This window comes from Rhizobium sp. P32RR-XVIII, from assembly GCF_012641395.1.
Lineage (GTDB): Bacteria > Pseudomonadota > Alphaproteobacteria > Rhizobiales > Rhizobiaceae > Rhizobium.
The window spans coordinates 19,631-36,528 of the sequence record NZ_JABAIH010000011.1; the positions used below are offsets into that span (position 1 = coordinate 19,631).

At 60.6% G+C, this 16,898-nt stretch carries 16 protein-coding genes and 1 pseudogene; 6 read left to right on the plus strand and 11 right to left on the minus strand.

All coding sequences use genetic code 11. The annotated features are described in order from the left end of the window. Positions 1–30: 30 nt before the first annotated feature. Positions 31–777, plus strand: a complete 747-nt coding sequence (gene ubiG / locus HGP14_RS25040; RefSeq protein WP_168832580.1) for a bifunctional 2-polyprenyl-6-hydroxyphenol methylase/3-demethylubiquinol 3-O-methyltransferase UbiG — start codon at positions 31–33, stop codon at positions 775–777. A 4-nt stretch (positions 778–781) separates the two neighbouring features. On the opposite strand, the gene HGP14_RS25045 is transcribed toward ubiG, so the two are convergent. The 4 genes from HGP14_RS25045 to HGP14_RS25060 are packed head-to-tail and all read right to left on the minus strand — an operon-like array spanning position 782 to position 3,143. Continuing rightward, positions 782–1,210 carry a DUF1178 family protein gene (locus HGP14_RS25045; RefSeq protein WP_168832581.1) on the minus strand — a complete coding sequence of 143 codons (429 nt, stop codon included), beginning with the start codon at positions 1,208–1,210 and terminating at the stop codon, positions 782–784. Beyond that, positions 1,207–2,064, minus strand: a complete 858-nt coding sequence (locus HGP14_RS25050; protein WP_168832582.1) for a carbon-nitrogen hydrolase family protein — start codon at positions 2,062–2,064, stop codon at positions 1,207–1,209. Before HGP14_RS25050 ends, HGP14_RS25045 begins: the two co-directional genes overlap by 4 nt. Positions 2,065–2,073: 9 nt before the next feature. After that, positions 2,074–2,331, minus strand: a complete 258-nt coding sequence (gene grxC / locus HGP14_RS25055) for a glutaredoxin 3 (RefSeq protein ID WP_168832583.1) — start codon at positions 2,329–2,331, stop codon at positions 2,074–2,076. Positions 2,332–2,366: 35 nt separating this feature from the next. After that, positions 2,367–3,143, minus strand: coding sequence for a ComF family protein (locus HGP14_RS25060; protein ID WP_168832703.1), 777 nt, complete (start codon positions 3,141–3,143; stop codon positions 2,367–2,369). 76 nt (positions 3,144–3,219) lie between these two features. On the opposite strand from HGP14_RS25060, the gene HGP14_RS25065 reads away from it, so the two are divergent. Beyond that, the gene (locus tag HGP14_RS25065) at positions 3,220–4,104 is read left to right on the plus strand and encodes a methyltransferase domain-containing protein (protein WP_168832584.1); all 885 of its coding nucleotides are present in this window, start codon (positions 3,220–3,222) and stop codon (positions 4,102–4,104) included. Positions 4,105–4,112: 8 nt separating this feature from the next. Here HGP14_RS25065 and HGP14_RS25070 read toward each other — a convergent pair whose 3' ends face one another. The 6 genes and pseudogenes from HGP14_RS25070 to HGP14_RS25095 form a co-directional block, all read right to left on the minus strand. Then, a complete protein-coding gene (locus tag HGP14_RS25070) occupies positions 4,113–4,292 on the minus strand; it encodes a Flp family type IVb pilin (RefSeq protein ID WP_168832585.1) in 180 nt (59 codons plus the stop codon). A 38-nt stretch (positions 4,293–4,330) separates the two neighbouring features. Then, the gene (locus HGP14_RS25075; RefSeq protein WP_168832586.1) at positions 4,331–4,648 is read right to left on the minus strand and encodes a hypothetical protein; all 318 of its coding nucleotides are present in this window, start codon (positions 4,646–4,648) and stop codon (positions 4,331–4,333) included. Positions 4,649–4,772: 124 nt separating this feature from the next. Beyond that, positions 4,773–5,186 (minus strand): 8-oxo-dGTP diphosphatase MutT, encoded by a 414-nt coding sequence (gene mutT, locus HGP14_RS25080; protein ID WP_168832587.1) that lies wholly within the window; start codon positions 5,184–5,186, stop codon positions 4,773–4,775. Beyond that, positions 5,183–6,003: pseudogene (locus HGP14_RS25085) on the minus strand (GNAT family N-acetyltransferase). The gene mutT and the pseudogene HGP14_RS25085 overlap by 4 nt, the downstream one beginning before the upstream one ends. Beyond that, positions 5,972–7,213, minus strand: coding sequence for a bifunctional glutamate N-acetyltransferase/amino-acid acetyltransferase ArgJ (argJ, locus tag HGP14_RS25090; protein ID WP_168832589.1), 1,242 nt, complete (start codon positions 7,211–7,213; stop codon positions 5,972–5,974). The pseudogene HGP14_RS25085 and the gene argJ overlap by 32 nt, the downstream one beginning before the upstream one ends. Before the next feature lie 115 nt (positions 7,214–7,328). Further along, on the minus strand, positions 7,329–8,234 hold the full coding sequence (locus HGP14_RS25095; RefSeq protein WP_168832590.1) for a peptidylprolyl isomerase: 906 nt from the start codon (positions 8,232–8,234) through the stop codon (positions 7,329–7,331). A gap of 246 nt (positions 8,235–8,480) precedes the next feature. Between HGP14_RS25095 and secA the strand changes: the two genes are divergently transcribed. The 3 genes from secA to HGP14_RS25110 all read left to right on the plus strand — a co-directional run bounded on the left by secA (position 8,481) and on the right by HGP14_RS25110 (position 14,048). Next, a complete protein-coding gene (secA, locus tag HGP14_RS25100) occupies positions 8,481–11,195 on the plus strand; it encodes a preprotein translocase subunit SecA (RefSeq protein ID WP_168832591.1) in 2,715 nt (904 codons plus the stop codon). A gap of 163 nt (positions 11,196–11,358) precedes the next feature. Then, complete coding sequence (locus HGP14_RS25105; RefSeq protein ID WP_168832592.1) at positions 11,359–12,771, plus strand: lipopolysaccharide biosynthesis protein; 1,413 nt, start codon at positions 11,359–11,361, stop codon at positions 12,769–12,771. Next, entirely contained in the window at positions 12,771–14,048 is a 1,278-nt protein-coding gene (locus tag HGP14_RS25110) for a GNAT family N-acetyltransferase (protein WP_168832593.1), read from the plus strand. Before HGP14_RS25105 ends, HGP14_RS25110 begins: the two co-directional genes overlap by 1 nt. Here the strand turns inward: HGP14_RS25110 and HGP14_RS25115 are convergent. Beyond that, positions 14,045–15,673, minus strand: coding sequence for an AMP-binding protein (locus HGP14_RS25115; RefSeq protein ID WP_168832594.1), 1,629 nt, complete (start codon positions 15,671–15,673; stop codon positions 14,045–14,047). The two genes, HGP14_RS25110 and HGP14_RS25115, sit on opposite strands and share 4 nt — an antisense overlap. A gap of 218 nt (positions 15,674–15,891) precedes the next feature. Here HGP14_RS25115 and HGP14_RS25120 point away from each other — a divergent pair, with 218 nt between their 5' ends. Then, entirely contained in the window at positions 15,892–16,872 is a 981-nt protein-coding gene (locus HGP14_RS25120) for an aldo/keto reductase (RefSeq protein WP_168832595.1), read from the plus strand. Positions 16,873–16,898: the final 26 nt, after the last annotated feature.

The window sequence follows — 16,898 nt, forward strand, 5'->3', positions numbered from 1 at the left end:
CACTGGACAAGCAAGGCAAGGAGCAGGCGCATGAGCGATGCGGCAAAGAGTACGATCGACCAGAGCGAGGTGGACCGCTTTTCCGCGATGGCGGCGGAATGGTGGAGTCCCACCGGGAAGTTCAAGCCGCTGCACAAGTTCAACCCGGTGCGCCTGACCTATATCCGCGACAAGGCCGCCGAGAATTTCGGCCGTGACCCCAAGAACCCGCGGCCGCTGGAAGGCCTGCGCGTGCTCGACATCGGCTGCGGCGGGGGTCTGCTTTCGGAGCCCGTTGCCCGCATGGGTGCAACCGTGGTTGGCGCCGATCCTTCCGAAAAGAACATCGGCATCGCTTCGACGCACGCCAAGGCATCGGGTGTCTCGGTCGATTATCGTGCGGTCACGGCCGAACAGCTCGCCGAAGCCGGCGAGACCTTCGACATCGTGCTGAACATGGAAGTGGTCGAACATGTCGCCGACGTCGATTTCTTCATGACGACCTGCGCGAAAATGGTTCGTCCCGGCGGGCTGATGTACGTTGCCACGATCAATCGCACGATGAAGGCCGCCGCTCTTGCGATTTTCGCCGCCGAGAACATCCTCCGCTGGCTTCCGCGCGGCACGCATCAGTATCAGAAGCTGGTCCGCCCCGAAGAGCTGGAAAAGCCGCTTGCGGCAAGCGGCATGACGATAATCGAGCGCACCGGCGTCTTCTTCAATCCGCTGGCAAACCAGTGGAACCTGTCGAAGGATACGGACGTGAACTACATGCTGCTGGCGAAGCGGCCCGAATAAACGATCAATTCACGTCGTCCGGCAGCACCGGAAGAGCCGCAATTTCAATGCCTTCCTCGACCAGTGCCCGAGCCTCGTCGATCGTCGCCTGTCCGATGATGCCGCGAGCATCCGCCTCGCCGTAGTGGATTTTGCGGGCTTCTTCGGGAAATTGTGTGCCTACATCCTCGGCATTGGCCTTGACGTGCGCGATAGCTTTCTTGAGCTCTTCGAAGGCTTCCCGGCGCACCGTGTCCATCGCCAGCGTCTTCTTCTCCTCCTTCTTGCGGGCGGTCGAGACGGAAGGGGCCATCAGCTGCTTCGATATTGAGGTGGAGTTGCAAACCGGGCAGGTGAGGAAGCCTGACGCAAGCTGGCGTTCGAAATCGGCACCTTCGGAAAACCAGGCTTCGAATTCGTGGGCGTTTTCGCAATTGAGGGAATAACGGATCAAGCGGCGACGCCTCCCACGACTGCCCCCGGGATCTTTTCGATCGAGAATTCCCGCCCATTCTTCAGATTCGGAATCTTGTCATGCGCCGCCTTGACGGCAGCTCGATCGATGTCCGCGACGATCACCACCTCGCCCGCACCGCCGGCGGAAGCCAGCACCTTCCCCCATGGGTCGATGATCATCGAATGGCCGTAGGTCTCACGGCCGTCCTCATGGAGACCAGCCTGGGCTGCGGCAATGACGAAAACGCCGTTTTCGATGGCGCGGGCGCGAAGCAGAATTTCCCAATGTGCCTCGCCCGTCTGCCTGGTGAACGCGGCAGGTACCGTCATGACTTCCGCACCGGCAATCGCCTGAGCGCGAAAAAGCGCAGGGAACCGAACGTCGTAGCAAATGGTGAAACCCATTTCGGCGAAAGGCAGCGACAGGACGCGCGCTTCCGAGCCGGGACGGTAAGCGGCACTCTCCCGCCAGCTCTCGCCGTTGTCGAGATCGACATCGAACATATGAATCTTGTCATAACGATTGAGGATTCTGCCATCCGGGCCGAAGAGAAAACCGCGATTGGCGAGCTTGCCGTCCTCGAGCGCGATCGCAGTCGAACCGACATGCATGTAGATGCCAAGCTCAGCGGCAAGGGCAGATGCCGTTTTAACGATGATGTCGTTGGTTTCGTCGCGAAGCACGGCCTTGGCCGCGGCCCGGTCGCGCTGCAGCATGCCGGTCATCTCCGGCGTCTGCACATAGATTGCGCCTTGGGCTGCTGCTTCACGCACCAAGTGCATCATCGAAGCGGCGTTCTTCACCGGATCGACGCCTGAACACATCTGAACGGCAGCAGCCTTGAACGTCATCGGTCTTCCTCAGCCTACCAGCATGGGGTCGAGCTTGCCGGCCCGATCGAGTGCGTAGAGATCGTCGCAGCCGCCGACATGCTGCGCGCCAATGAATATCTGCGGAAAGGTCGTCCGACCGTTCGCCTTGCCAATCATCTCCTGGCGAAGGTCCGGCGAAAAGGTCGCGTCATGTTCGACATAGTCGACGCCCTTCTCCGTAAGGAGGGACTTGGCGCGGGCGCAATAGCCGCAGAACTGCCGCGTATAGATGGTGACGGGTGCCATGCTTGGTCTCCGGATGGATGCCGTTTTTGTTTTTGTCATATAGGTTCTGAAAGAGCCCTTGCAAAGGTCAAAACCGTTATGTCCGCGGCACCCGCCTTGCGAAGCACGCGGCACGCGGCACCGACGGTCGCGCCGGTCGTATAGACGTCGTCGACAAGAACGATCCGCTTGCCGAAGACATCGTTTTCGCGGCCCTTGGCGATCCCAAAAGCGCCGCGCACATTGTCCTCGCGCGCCTTTGCGCCAAGTCCGACCTGCTGGGTGGTGCGCTTGACGCGCAGCAGGGTGGCAGGAAACAGCGGCTTGCCGGACAGATAAGCGATATGCCGGGCAAGCTCTGCGGCCTGATTGAACTTGCGTGACAGCATTCTTCCGCGGTGAAGCGGGACCGGGACCAGTGCATCGCAGGCCTCGACCATACCGTCGCTTGCACGAAGCATCCAGCCTGCCATCATCGGCGCCAGATCGGTGCGGTCGCGATATTTAAGGCCGTGGACGAGATCGCGGACGGCATGATCATGCGTTGCGACCGAGCGAAGGCGATCGAACACTGGCGGATTGGCAATCGCCTCGGCGCACAGGATGCCCGAGCCGAGATCATGCGAGAACGGCAGCCCCAGCACCTCGCAATAGGGCCGTTCGATGAAGCGCACGCCGGACCAGCATTTCGGGCAAAGCCCGCGGTGATCCGCAGTCATGACACCACACGCGGCGCAGGCCGGTGGATAGAGCAGGTCGGCAAGCACGGAAAACGGCCGCAGGAAATGCGTCCATCGTACCGCCCTCGGCCGTTCGAAATTGATGAGCCCCATCAGCGGAGAGTAGCGGTTTCCCGGCAAAAGGAAAATCCGCCTTGCCGCCTTTCGCCTGCAGGACTATGGACATCACATGGACATGATCTTCGACCGGGCCGTGATCGCAGCAAACCGCCGTCGTGCGCGGAAAAATGCCGATCCGAAAGCCGCCTTCCTCCTGGATATCGCCGCCGAGGAACTTGCCGACCGGCTGGCTGTCGTCGAGCGCCATTTCGAAACCGCGGTGGAACTGCATGGCATGACCGGCGCAGTGGCGCGGGCGGCGATTGCCACCGGCAAGATCGGCGCAATGAAGCGAATAGAGACGGAGCAGGAATTTGCCGCGCCGGGCGAAGCTTTGGTCACGGCGCCGCTCGAGGATGTGCCGCTCGAACCACAATCGGCCAATCTGGTTCTCGCGCCGCTCAACCTGCATCTCACCAACGACACGCCGGGCGTGTTCATCCAGATTCGTCGCGCGCTGAAGCCGGATGGCCTGTTTCTCGCCGCGATCCCCGGCGCCGGGACCCTTCAGGAGCTCCGGGATGTCCTGCTAGCAACGGAAGCGGAAATGACCGGAGGCGCGAGCCCGCGTATAATCCCCTTCCCGGACGTGCGCGACGTTGGCGGTCTCCTCCAACGCGCCGGTTTCGCGCTGCCGGTGGTCGATGCCGAGACCTATACCGTGCGCTATGATTCCATCTTTCCGCTGATGAAGGATTTGCGAGCCATGGGCATGGCCAATCCGCTCGCCGCGCGCAGCCGAAAGCCGCTCACCCGCGCATTCTTTCTGCGCGCAGCCGAAATCTACGCGGAGCGCTATTCCGATCCGGACGGCAGGATAAGGGCGACATTCTCGATCATCTATGCATCGGGGTGGGCGCCGCATGAGAGCCAGCAGAAGCCTTTGCAGCCCGGCTCGGCGAAAGCGCGGCTTGCCGACGCCCTGCGCGTGGACGAGCACAAGCTGAAGCCGTAATCAGAGTCTCAGTTCAGCGTCGCGTGATTGGCGAGGTTGTTGGACACCGTGTCGAAGGTATCTTGCAGGCTGTTGCCGAAGGTCGTCAGTCCACCGATAAGGGCCGCTGAAATCAGGGCTGCCAAGAGACCGTACTCGACAGCCGTCGCGCCACGCGCGTCTGCAACAAAAGCCCTCAGCCTACGCATGCCCAACCTTCCCCGCCATCGGCGGATATCCAATTTCGTCAACAGCCCGCGCCTGAGCCGTACCCCTGGACCACACAGACGGAGCCAGGCGTCTCCTGCAGGACGCTGCGGCGGATCGTATATCGTTTGCCGTTTTCCTCTTTCGGAATCGATCCCGTCGTGATTGTATCGAACTCAGCCGGCGCACTGGCAAAAACGCTCGACCTGGACTTGTCGGCGAGCATCGGCGTGAGGATAAGCGTCAAGGCGACGACAGCCGTCCCGAAGAGCAAGGCAAGGTTGAGCGCGCCCGTCCTGCGCGAGGCATTCGAGCTCTGTTCTTTCTCCCGGACAGCTTTCCAGAAATCGTCGTCCATGCGTCAAGCCCTTTACAGATACGCGAGTTGCTTGATTGAGGCCGATACTTGGCAGAAGGTGATAAATGATCGATTAACGGGCACTGCCGAAATCAACATTTTGCCCTAAGAAAGTAACAATTCGCTAAAGGAGATCCTGCAGCATCGGGATCAACGGCTCATCGGCGGGCGGCATCGGATAGTCCCTGAGAGCCATGGGTTTTACCCATTTCAGAGCCTGGCCTTCCCTGCCCTGCGGAATGCCCTCATAACGCCGGCAGACATAGAGCGGCATCAGCAGATGGAATGTGTCATAGCTGTGGCTGGCGAATGTCAGCGGCGCGAGACAGGCAACCTTGGTCTTGATGCCCAGCTCTTCCTCGAGTTCGCGTACCAAGGTCTCCTCCGGCGTCTCGCCCGGTTCGACCTTCCCGCCAGGAAACTCCCACAGACCGGCAAGCGACTTTCCTTCCGGCCGCTGCGCAAGAAGAATACGGCCGTCGGAATCGATCAGCGCGCAGGCGGCAACCAGGACGATCTTCTTGCCGGTATCGCTCATTGCGCCTGATCCTGCCGCCAGTAGCTGTAGCGATAGGCCTCGCGGAAACCGAGGCGTTCGTAGAGCGCCAGCGCCGGCGCGTTCGTTGCCTTTACCTGCAGCCACGCGGAGCGGGCGCTTCGCATGCGCGCCCAACGGAGGGCAGAGGTCAGTATTTCAAGGCCTAATCCTTCGCGGCGCCGCTCTTTTGCAACCGAAAGCGACATGATGCCGGCGAGATCATTGTCCTGGACGCAAAGCACGGTCGCAAGCGGCCCGGTTGCCGGATCTTCGATCATGAAGAGACCGCACGGCGGCTTGATCGCGTTGATGATCTCCGCAAGTGCGGGCTTCAGCTTCACCGGCGCCTGATCCGTCGCCAGATTGGCATCGACGAAGCGGCCGACGTCGTGGGTCGGGAGATGATCGAGCGTGTCCGGCAGCTCGGCATGCGCCAGCTCGCAGGTCATGACGACCGTCTCGTCGAAATGTGTCCATTGCTGCTCTTTGACGAAATCAATCAGCACCGGCGAGGCAAGCGGCGTTTGGCGCAGAACGGCGGCACGACCATAGGCTTCAAACTTGCGGCTTGCCTTCTCCAGCCGGACCACGGCATCGCGATAATCGGACGGATCGAGCGGCACGATCGAATTCAGACGGTTTGACGGATGGCCAGCCGTCAGCCTTATCTGCCAGCTGCCATCATATTGCACGGTCGAGGCCGGCCACGCCCGGAAACCGACAGCTTCCAGTCTGCGTACGAGTGGCAGATTTGCTTTCTGTGACAGTGGTTCAGACAATGACGATCAGCTCCGGTAGTCGCCGTTGATCGCCACATACTCTTTTGTGAGGTCGCAGGTCCAGACCGTGGCCTCGCCCTTACCGAGACCGAGATCGACTTTGACCGGAATGTCCTGCTTCTTCATCACGTTCGAGGCTGCTTCCTCCGAATAATCGGGGTCGCGTTCGCCGTTGACCGCAACCCGGATATCACCGAACCAGATGGCAAGCCGGTCGCGGTCGGCCATCTCGCCAGCCTTCCCGACGGCCATGACGACGCGGCCCCAATTGGCATCTTCGCCTGCAGCGGCGGTCTTCACGAGGGGCGAATTGGCAATCGAGAGCGCGATACGCTTGGCAGCCGCATCGCTCTCGGCGCCCGTCACGGTGATTTCGAGCATCTTTGTTGCGCCCTCGCCGTCGCGGCAGACCTGCAGCGACAGGTCCTTCAACACTTCGTTGAGCGCCTTGCGGAAGCCGGCAAGCCGCGGGTCGTCGGCATGCTCGACGCGAACCTGACCGTCATCAGCAGCGGCAGCTGTGGCGAACAGCATCAGAGTATCGGAGGTGGACGTATCGCTATCGACCGTCATCGAATTGAAGGTCGGCCCGACGCCGTCGGAAAGCAGGGACTGCAGGGCGGCCGGAGCAATATCGGCATCGGTGACGACAAAGGAAAGCATGGTCGCCATGTCGGGCGCGATCATCCCGGCGCCCTTGGAGATTCCATTGATCGTCACCTTCACGCCGCCGATGTCGGCAGTTCTCGTGGCGACCTTCGGATAGGTGTCCGTGGTCATGATCGCCTTGGCGGCTTCGAACCAGAACTCCCCGGTCGCCTCCGCGTGCATCTTGTCGAGAACGCCAGCGAATTTGGATGCGTCCAGCGGCTCGCCGATCACGCCGGTCGAAGCCAGATAGACTTCGTTCTCTGCGCAGCCCACGGCGGCGGCAGCCGACTTCGCCGTCAGCGCCGTTGCCTGGCGTCCCTTCATGCCCGTGAAGGCATTGGCATTGCCGGAATTGACGACAACGGCGCGCGCCACGCCATGGGGCAGGTTGGCCCGGCAGAAATCAACCGGCGCGGACGGGCACTTCGAACGCGTGAAGACACCCGCAACGGCCGCCGGCTTGTCGAAGACCATCATCAAGACGTCCGTCCGGTTCTTGTATTTGATCCCGGCGGAGGCGGTCGCCATGCGCACGCCCCGGAGAGCCGGCATCGTGGCAAAGGTTTTCGGAGCGAGTGGAGACACGGTAGCGGACATCATCATACCTGCTTAAGAGCATTTTGCCGGTGGCGTAAAACCGCCTCACCATCCGGAAATGCGACAACAAACGATAATAGTGAAGGGCCCGGAAAAACCGGGCCCTGAATGGAGATTACTGCTGCGGCTGAGCCGCCGGCTGGTCGCCCGGTGCCGCCTGGTCGCCCGGTGCCGGCTGCTTGTTCGCATCGTCGTAACCCTTTTGAAGGGTCGCATCCATGATATCGACCTTGGTCGTTTCCTTCGCCTTGGCAAGGAGCGCAAGATACTTGTCGCGCATGACGAGCTGGCGTACCTGGTCCTTCACCTGGTCGAACGGCGGTGGCGGAGCATCGCGCTTATCTTCGACCTTGATGACATGGTAGCCGAAATCGGTCTTCACCGGTGTCTTCGAATAGGTGCCCTTATCGAGGGCGAAGGCCGCGTCCTCGAATTCCTTGACCATCCGGCCCTTGGTGAAATAGCCGAGGTCGCCGCCGTCAGCCTTGTTCGGATCGGTGGACTTTTCCTTGGCAAGCTCGGCGAAGTCCTTGCCGGAATCGAGCTGCTTGATGACCTCCTTGGCCTCGTCCTCGGTCTTCACGAGGATGTGGCGGGCGTGAACCTCTTCCTGCTTCGGAAGGCCAGCGACTTCCTTGTCGTAGCGCGCCTTCACCTCATCGTCGGTAACGGTATCGACGACATGCTTCTTGAAATACGCATTATGCAGCTCGCGGTCGGAGAGATACTGAATGCGCTTCTTGAACTCATCGGTTTGATCAAGCTTCTCGGCTGCGGCATCCGCGGCAAGCAGCTTGACATCGATCGCGGCCGAAAGAGCGGCAACCTTCTTCTGATCGTCCGGAAGCTGCGCCAGCTGGGGATCGAGATTGGCGACGGCCAGGTCGAGTTCCGACTGATGGATCTCCAGATCGCCGACCTTGGCGATGACTGCATCCGGCTTGTCTTCCGCGTAAGCCGGTGCCTGTAGCGCAACAAAAGTTGCAAGCGCCACCACGGCAAGTTTGTTGTAGCTCAACATCAAATAACCTTTCAGAGTTACACCACCGGCTTCAGCATTCGTGAATCCAGCCCCCAGACAGCCATCAACACTGGAATGTGGCCTTTCTATATCAGCCAAATCCGTTGACATCATTCGACCCCCCTCTTATCTCTCACGCAACCTCGCGTCCAGAAAAGTTTCCTGGCGTTTCGAGACGTATGCCTGATTTTCGGCTGGGTGTATGGATAAGAAGAGCCGGGGAAGAATTAAGAAAGGGCCAGTAATATGGTCAGCTTTGGCGGTATCGCCCGCAAAATATTTGGCTCTGCCAATGATCGCCGCGTGCGGTCCTTCCAGCCGAACGTCGACGCCATCAACTCGATCGAAGAGAAGACGAGGGCGTTGAGCGATGAACAGCTCGCCGGCCAGACAGTCGAGTTCCGAAAGATGCTGTCAGACGGCAAGACGCTCGACGACATTCTCGTTCCTGCATTCGCTGTTGTGCGCGAAGCCGCGCGCCGCGTGCTTGGCCTGAGACCATTTGACGTCCAGCTCGTCGGCGGCATGATCCTTCATTCCGGCGACATCGCCGAAATGAAGACCGGCGAAGGCAAGACGCTGGTCGCGACTTTGCCCGTCTATCTGAATGCGCTCGGCGGCAATGGCGTCCACGTCGTTACTGTCAACGACTATCTCGCACAGCGCGACGCCGCCAACATGGGGCGTATCTACAGCTTCCTCGGGCTCACCACCGGCGTCATCGTCCACGGCCTCTCGGATGAGGAGCGCGCTGCCGCCTACAATTGCGATATCACCTACGCGACCAACAACGAACTCGGCTTCGATTATCTGCGCGATAACATGAAGTATGAGAAGAGCCAGATGGTCCAGCGCGGCCATAACTTCGCGATCGTTGACGAAGTGGACTCGATCCTGGTCGATGAGGCCCGTACACCGCTCATCATCTCCGGCCCGCTCGACGACCGCTCCGATCTCTACAATACGATCGATGCCTTCATTCCGCTACTTTCGCCCGAAGATTACGAAATCGACGAAAAGCAGCGCTCCGCAAACTTCTCCGAAGAAGGCACGGAAAAGCTCGAAGGCCTTCTCAAGCAAGCCGGTCTGCTCAAGGGCCACTCGCTTTACGATATCGAGAATGTCGCGATCGTCCACCACATCAACAACGCGTTGAAGGCTCACAAGCTCTTCCAGCGCGACAAGGACTATATCGTCCGCAATGATGAAATCGTCATCATTGACGAATTCACTGGACGCATGATGCCGGGCCGCCGCTATTCGGAAGGCCAGCACCAGGCGCTGGAAGCCAAGGAGAAGGTGCAGATCCAGCCGGAAAACCAGACGCTGGCCTCGATCACCTTCCAGAACTACTTCCGCATGTACGACAAGCTTGCCGGCATGACCGGTACGGCGCAAACGGAAGCGGAGGAATTCGGCAATATCTACGGACTCGATGTCATCGAGGTACCGACCAACCTGCCGATCCAGCGTATCGACGAGGACGACGAGGTCTATCGGACCTTCGAGGAGAAATACAAGGCGATCATCGCCGAGATCGCCGACGCGCAGAAGCGCGGCCAGCCGGTTCTCGTCGGCACGACCTCGATCGAAAAGTCGGAGCTGCTCGCCGAGATGATGCGCAAGCAGGGCTTCAAGGACTTCCAGGTCCTGAACGCCCGCTATCATGAGCAGGAAGCCTACATCGTCGCGCAGGCGGGTGTCCCCGGCGCGGTGACGATCGCCACCAACATGGCGGGCCGTGGTACCGATATTCAGCTTGGCGGCAACCTCGACATGCGCATCGAACGTGAGCTCGGCGAAGTCGAGCCCGGTCCGGAACGCGACGCCCAGGCTGAGGCGATTGCCGAAGAGATCAAGAAGCTCAAGGAGCAGGCGCTTGCTGCCGGTGGTCTCTACGTCATCGCGACGGAACGCCACGAAAGCCGCCGTATCGACAATCAGCTCCGTGGTCGTTCCGGCCGTCAGGGTGACCCGGGCCGCTCCAAGTTCTATCTGTCGCTTCAGGACGACCTGATGCGCATCTTCGGCTCAGACCGGATGGATGGCATGCTCCAGAAGCTTGGCCTCAAGGAAGGCGAGGCAATCGTCCACCCCTGGATCAACAAGGCTCTGGAACGCGCGCAGAAGAAGGTTGAGGCCCGCAACTTCGATATCCGCAAGAACCTGCTCAAATACGACGACGTTCTGAACGATCAGCGCAAGGTGATCTTCGAACAGCGCGTCGAGCTGATGGAAGCTGCCAACATCTCCGAGACCGTCTCCGACATGCGCCGGGAGGTCATCGAGGATCTCGTCGCCAAGCATATTCCGGAACGCGCCTATGCTGAGCAGTGGGACGCTGCGGGTCTCAAGGAGCAGACGGCTGCCGTTCTCAATCTCGATCTCCCGATCGCGGACTGGGTCAAGGAAGAGGGCATCGGCGAGGACGATATCCGCGACCGGATCACCGAGGCTGCCAACGCTGGCTTCACCGAAAAGGCAGAGCGGTTCGGCCCGGATATCATGCATTACGTCGAGCGCTCGGTCGTGATGCAGACCTTGGACCACCTCTGGCGCGAGCACATCGTCAACCTCGACCACCTGCGCTCCGTCATCGGCTTCCGCGGCTACGCTCAGCGCGATCCGCTGCAGGAATACAAGTCCGAAGCCTTCGAGCTCTTCCAGACGCTGCTCACCAGCCTGCGCCAGGCCGTGACTGCGCAGTTGATGCGCGTTGAACTGGTGCAGCAGGCGCCTGCCGAACCGGAACTGCCGGTGATGCAAGCCCAGCATCTTGACCCGGACACGGGCGAGAACGATTTCGCGCCGATCTACCAGGCGTCCGAAGTCATCGTTTCGCCGGAAAACCGCGATCCGAACAACCCCTCCACTTGGGGCAAGGTCGGCCGGAACGAGCCCTGCCCCTGCGGTTCGGGCAAAAAATTCAAGCATTGCCACGGCGCGTTTGCCGAAGCGTAAGCAATGGCATGAAGCATAAAATGCCGCCTCCGGGCGGCATTTTCTTTTGCGTGATTTATCACCGGTGGTTAAGGATTTCGTGTTCGCCACAACCGTTTCTTAACGCTGAACTGGCAAGACTTCCGGGACGATTTGCCTGAGTTCAGAGTGTTGCGTGTTCGTAATGGCGGTCATTGAAACGGCGGAGAGAATGCTGCCTGCTAGCCTGCGCCCTGCGGGAAGCGGTCTGCTGCGCATGCTTGCCGGCCTCCTGACGGGGCGCGGCGACAGGGCTACCGCGCAGCGGATGGCGCTTACGGCTTTCTCGATCCGCATTTTTAGCGCCGCGCTCGCCTTCATTTCCCAGATCGTTCTCGCGCGTCTCATGGGCGAATATGAGTACGGCATCTTCGTGTTTGTCTGGGTTCTGATCGTCGTCTTCGGCGATCTCTCCTGCCTCGGCTTCCATACTGCCATCGTTCGCTTCCTGCCGCAGTACAAGGCTGCAGGCGCTTTTGAAGAAATTCGCGGCCTGACCGGAACGGCCCGCATCTTCGCCATGCTTTCGGGAACGCTAGTGATGGCAGTTGGCATGGCTGGGCTTCACTTTTTTGGCGACAGGGTTGAGCCCTACTATCTCCTTCCCGTCTTCCTTGGACTTCTCGCCATGCCGATGATCGCCCTCGGCGACATCCTGGAAGGCACCTCGCGCGCCAATCACTGGCCGGTCATGGCGCTAAGCCCGGTCTATGTCATCCGGCCGGTCCTCATCATTGTCTTCATGCTGGCGGCGATCCGAGCTGGTGCCGAGCATTCCGCAGTCACCGCAATGAAGGCGGCACTCGCCGCGACCTATGTCACCGCCGTCGGTCAGTACGTCGCAACCCTCCTCCGCCTGCGCCGCCACTATAGCGGAGGGCCGCGCAAGGTTGATTTCCTCGCCTGGCTGAATGTGGCGTTCCCGATCTTTCTGATCGAAGGTGTGAGCTTCCTGCTGACCAATTCGGATGTCGTCGTCGTCGGCATTTTCCTCGAGCCGCATGACGTCGCCATCTATTTTGCCGCTGCAAAGACGATGGCATTGGTGCATTTCATCATGTTCTCGGTAAAGGCGGCATCGGGCCCACGCTTCTCCAGCCTCATCGCCGAGGGCACGCGTGAGCAGCTTGCTACAGCCGCGATCGACGCTGCGCGCTGGACCTTCTGGCCAGCTCTCGCGCTCGGGCTTGCCGTCGTTGCAGCCGGCCACTTTTTGCTGTCGCTTTTCGGCGCGGCTTTCACGGCTGGCTATGCGCTGATGGGGATCCTGCTTGCGGGAATCCTTGCCAAGGCCCTGGTCGGGCCGGCCGAAACGCTGCTGATGATGGCAGGAAAGCAGAACCTCTGCGTCGGGCTTTATGCCGTCGCGCTCACGGCAAATATCTCTTTGAATATCGCTTTGATCCCGCATTACGGCACCGTTGGAACCGCGATCGCCACAGCTTGCGCCATGGGTGTCGAAGCCGTCCTGCTGCACCTCGCCGTTCGGCAGGCTCTTGGCATTGTCCTTTTTGCATTTAGCCGTCTGCCGGCAATAGAAGAAACGAGAGTCTCATAATGGTGCGTGTTCCCCCGATAACCGAGAGCACGGATACCAATGCAAACCGCATGGTCCACGAACTCGCCGCAATACGCTTCGACTTGCCTCAGGCGGAAGCGCGCGTCGAGATCGGGCGCCCCGGACGCGAACTCTGCGTCTATCCCGGCAGGCTCGGCTATGAATTGCAGGACGAACTGGATTTCCTTTCGAACCGGGCAATCGAACCCAATGTCTTCTTCACCGGCCGCTTCCTGGCGCCGGCGATGCCGCGGCTTGAGGACCGTCGGGTGAATTTCGCGCTTATGCGTGATGAGAACGGCCAGCGCAGCCGGCTGCGCTTCCTGATGCCGTTTTCCGTCGAGCGGCCCGGTTTTGGCGTGGGGCCATCGATCATCCGCGCATGGTCGAACAGCTTCGCTCCGCTTGGCACCCCGCTGGTCGATGCCGAGGATGCGGCCGAGACGCTGGACAACCTTTTTGAAGGCCTGACGGCCCCGGACCTGAACCTTCCCGCGACGCTCGTACTGCCGGATATCCGGTTGAACGGCATCTTCGCCCGAATGGCAAAGGCGGTCGCGCTGGGCCGCAATCTACCTGTCGCAGTCGCCAATCCGCTCCTGCGGCCGATGCTGCAGAGCGAGGAGGACGCCGCCGCCTATCTTGGCCGTACCGTTTCTTCCTCGCATATGCGCGAGATGCGGCGGCAGTGGCGGCAACTGGAAGAGCTGGGTACGGCTGTTTACGCCGTGGCACGTCAACCCGGCGAGATCCATGCACGCTTCGAGGAATTCCTGGCAATGGAAGCTGGCGGCTGGAAGGGCAAGAGGCGAAGCGCGCTGGTGACGGACCGATATCATACAGCCTTTGCCCGTGAGGCCGTCTCGAACCTCGCGGCGATCGACGCAGTGCGTATTCACACCATCGACCTGAACGGCAAAGCGATCGCCGCAACCGTCGTGCTGATGATGGGCGGTGAAGCCTATACTTGGAAGACAGCCTATGACGAGGCCTATGCCCGCTATTCGCCCGGCAAGCTGCTGATGGCCGAACTGACGGAATGGCATCTCGACGACGCCAATATCGTGCGCTCCGATTCTTGCGCCGTTCCGGATCACCCGATCATGAGCCGCTTCTGGCAGGAGCGCGAGGATATGGGAACTCTCGTGATCGGCCTGACGCAGAATGGCGACCGCGACGTCCGTCAGGCTGCCGCCCAGTTGCATATGTATCGCAGCACCCGCAATATGGCGAAGATGCTCCGCGAGAAGATCATGTCCCTGGCAGGACGCGGCTAGGCGGCCTCCGCCGCAGCCCTTTCCCGCAAGAGCCGCCGGATGACCTTGCCGGTTGTCGTCAGCGGCAGCGCATCCACGAACTCCACCTCCCGCGGATATTCGTGCATCGAAAGCCGCATCTTGACCCATTCGCGGATTTCAGCGCCGAGCGCCTCGCTCGCCGTGTAGCCGGGTGACAGTACGACATAGGCTTTGACGATCTCGGTACGCAGCGGGTCCGGCTTGCCGATGGCGGCGGCAAGCTGCACGGCGGGGTGGCCCACGAGGCAATCCTCGATTTCGGCCGGTCCGATCCGATAACCGGACGACGTGATGACGTCATCGTCCCGGCCATGAAACGTGATGTAGCCTTCTTCATCCTGGTGGCCGATATCGCCGGTCATCAGCCAGCCTCCGGCGTACTTCTTGCGGGTTGCCTCCTCGTCGTTCCAGTAGCCGAGAAACATAACCGGATCGGGCGCCTTGATGCCGATCTGGCCTGTCTCTCCGGCAGGCATCTCCTCTCCGCTTGCATTGACGATCGCGACGCGATGGCCGGGCGCGGCCCGCCCTATCGCTCCGGCCTTCGTTACGCCATAGGCAGCGCTTGAAGAGATGACGAAATTGCACTCCGTCTGGCCGTAAAATTCATTGACGGTGACGCCGAGTGTCTGGCGCGCCCATTCATAGGTTTCGCGGCCGAGCGATTCACCGGCGGAGCCGATGGTCCGCAGGTTGAGATCGTATTTCGTGCGCGGGTCGCTGACCGATTTCAGCAGGCGGAGCGCCGTCGGCGGAATGAAGGCGTTTTGCACCTTCATCTCGGCCATGATGCGATAGGCCATATCGGCGTCGAATTTCTGCGCCGGCGAGGAAACGACGGGCGCACCCAGCAGAAGGCTGGGCAACAGCGCATTCAACAGGCCGCCCGCCCAGGCCCAGTCGGATGGCGTCCAGACCTTGTCGCCGGGCTGCGGAAAGCCTTCATGGGCGAATTGCATGCCGGGAATGTGACCGGCCAGAACGCGATGTCCATGCAAGGCACCCTTGGGCGGCCCGGTCGTACCGGAGGTGAAAATCATAAGTGCCGGAGCATCCGGGCCAGTCTCTGCGACTTCAAAAAGCGGCGGATGCGCCTCAACAAGCGCTCCGAAGGCAAGCGCCTCGCCGCCATCGATGCTGATGACTGTCTTGAGCTCTGACAGGCTCTCGCGAATCTGCTTCACGCGCTCCAGGCCGAACGAGTTGGTGACGATCGCGGCCGCGCCCGACGTTTTCAGCCGGTACTCCAGCGCCTCGACGCCGAAGAGCAGTGCGAGCGGCACCGCAATGGCGCCGAGCTTGTAGATCGCCACATGGGCGATTACCGTTTCGAAACATTGCGGCAGGAGCAGCGCCACGCGATCGCCGCAGCGAATACCGAGCGACGTCAAAGCATTGGCGAAAGATGAAGACCGTTCCGAGAGCATGCGATACGTCATCGATAGATGGCGGCCGTCCGGGCTGAAATGCTCGAGGCAAATGCGGTCCGGCGCACGCTCCGCCCATTCGTCGCTGACGGCACGCCCGATGTTGAAATCTTCCGGAATCTCCCATGAAAAATCGCGATAAAGATCGTCGTAGCGATCGCGGGTGGGCAATTTCATATTCGAATTCCGTTCAATGCTGCAGTAGCTAACACCTTGCGGTGATCGAGTGCAAGTTTAGCGGATCAAGGTGTGTCGCTGGCGCTTCAAAGCTCGTTTCACACTATCGTGCTCATCCCGCAAAACATTCTCGGCGAAGTCGCTGACATTTATGATGATTGGGCGTTAGATAACTCTGGGGCGCCTCGGGTATTCAAATCTAGTGACGGAGTCATCTCATGGAGTATGTCAAATTCGGAGGTACCGGCCTCGAAGTTTCGAAGATTTGTCTCGGCTGCATGACCTTTGGCGACCCGGGCCGAGGCAGTCACGCCTGGACGCTCGGCGAGGAAGAGAGCCGGACGATCATCAAGCAGGCGCTCGACCTAGGCGTCAATTTCCTCGACACCGCCAACACCTATTCGGACGGCTCCTCCGAGGAGCTCGTCGGCCGCGCCATCAAGGATTTCGCCCGGCGCGAGGATATCGTGCTCGCCACCAAGGTCTTCAACCGCATGCGGCCGGGACCGAACGGCGCAGGCCTTTCGCGCAAGGCTATCTTCGACGAGATCGACAACAGTCTTCGCCGTCTCGGCACCGATTACGTCGACCTCTACCAGATTCACCGCTTCGACTATGCGACACCGATCGAAGAGACACTCGAGGCCCTGCATGATGTCGTCAAGGCGGGCAAGGCGCGCTATATCGGAGCCTCATCGATGTATGCGTGGCAATTCGCGAAGATGCTCTACACATCGCGGCTGAACGGCTGGACGCAGTTCGTGAGCATGCAGGACCACCTTAACCTGCTCTATCGCGAGGAAGAGCGCGAGATGCTGCCCTTCTGCGAAGATCAGAAGATCGCCGTGATCCCATGGAGCCCGCTCGCCCGCGGCCGGCTGACGCGTGACTGGGACGAAAAGACCGCCCGCAGCGAGACGGATGAGTTCGGCAAGACCCTCTACAAGCAGGCCGAGGATGCCGACCGCAAGATCATCGATACGGTCGGCCAGCTGGCGAAAGCGCATGGTGTCTCCCGCGCCCAGATCGGTACTGCCTGGGTCTTGCAGAAAAGCGCAGTGACCGCGCCGATCATTGGTGCATCAAAGCCGCACCACCTGTCGGATGCGGTCGGCGCATTGACGGTCAAACTCAGCGCCGAGGACGTCGCCGCCCTTGAAGAGCCGTATGTTCCGCATCACGTGGAAGGCTTCAAGTAACCTGGATGCGGGCGGCAATCGCCGCC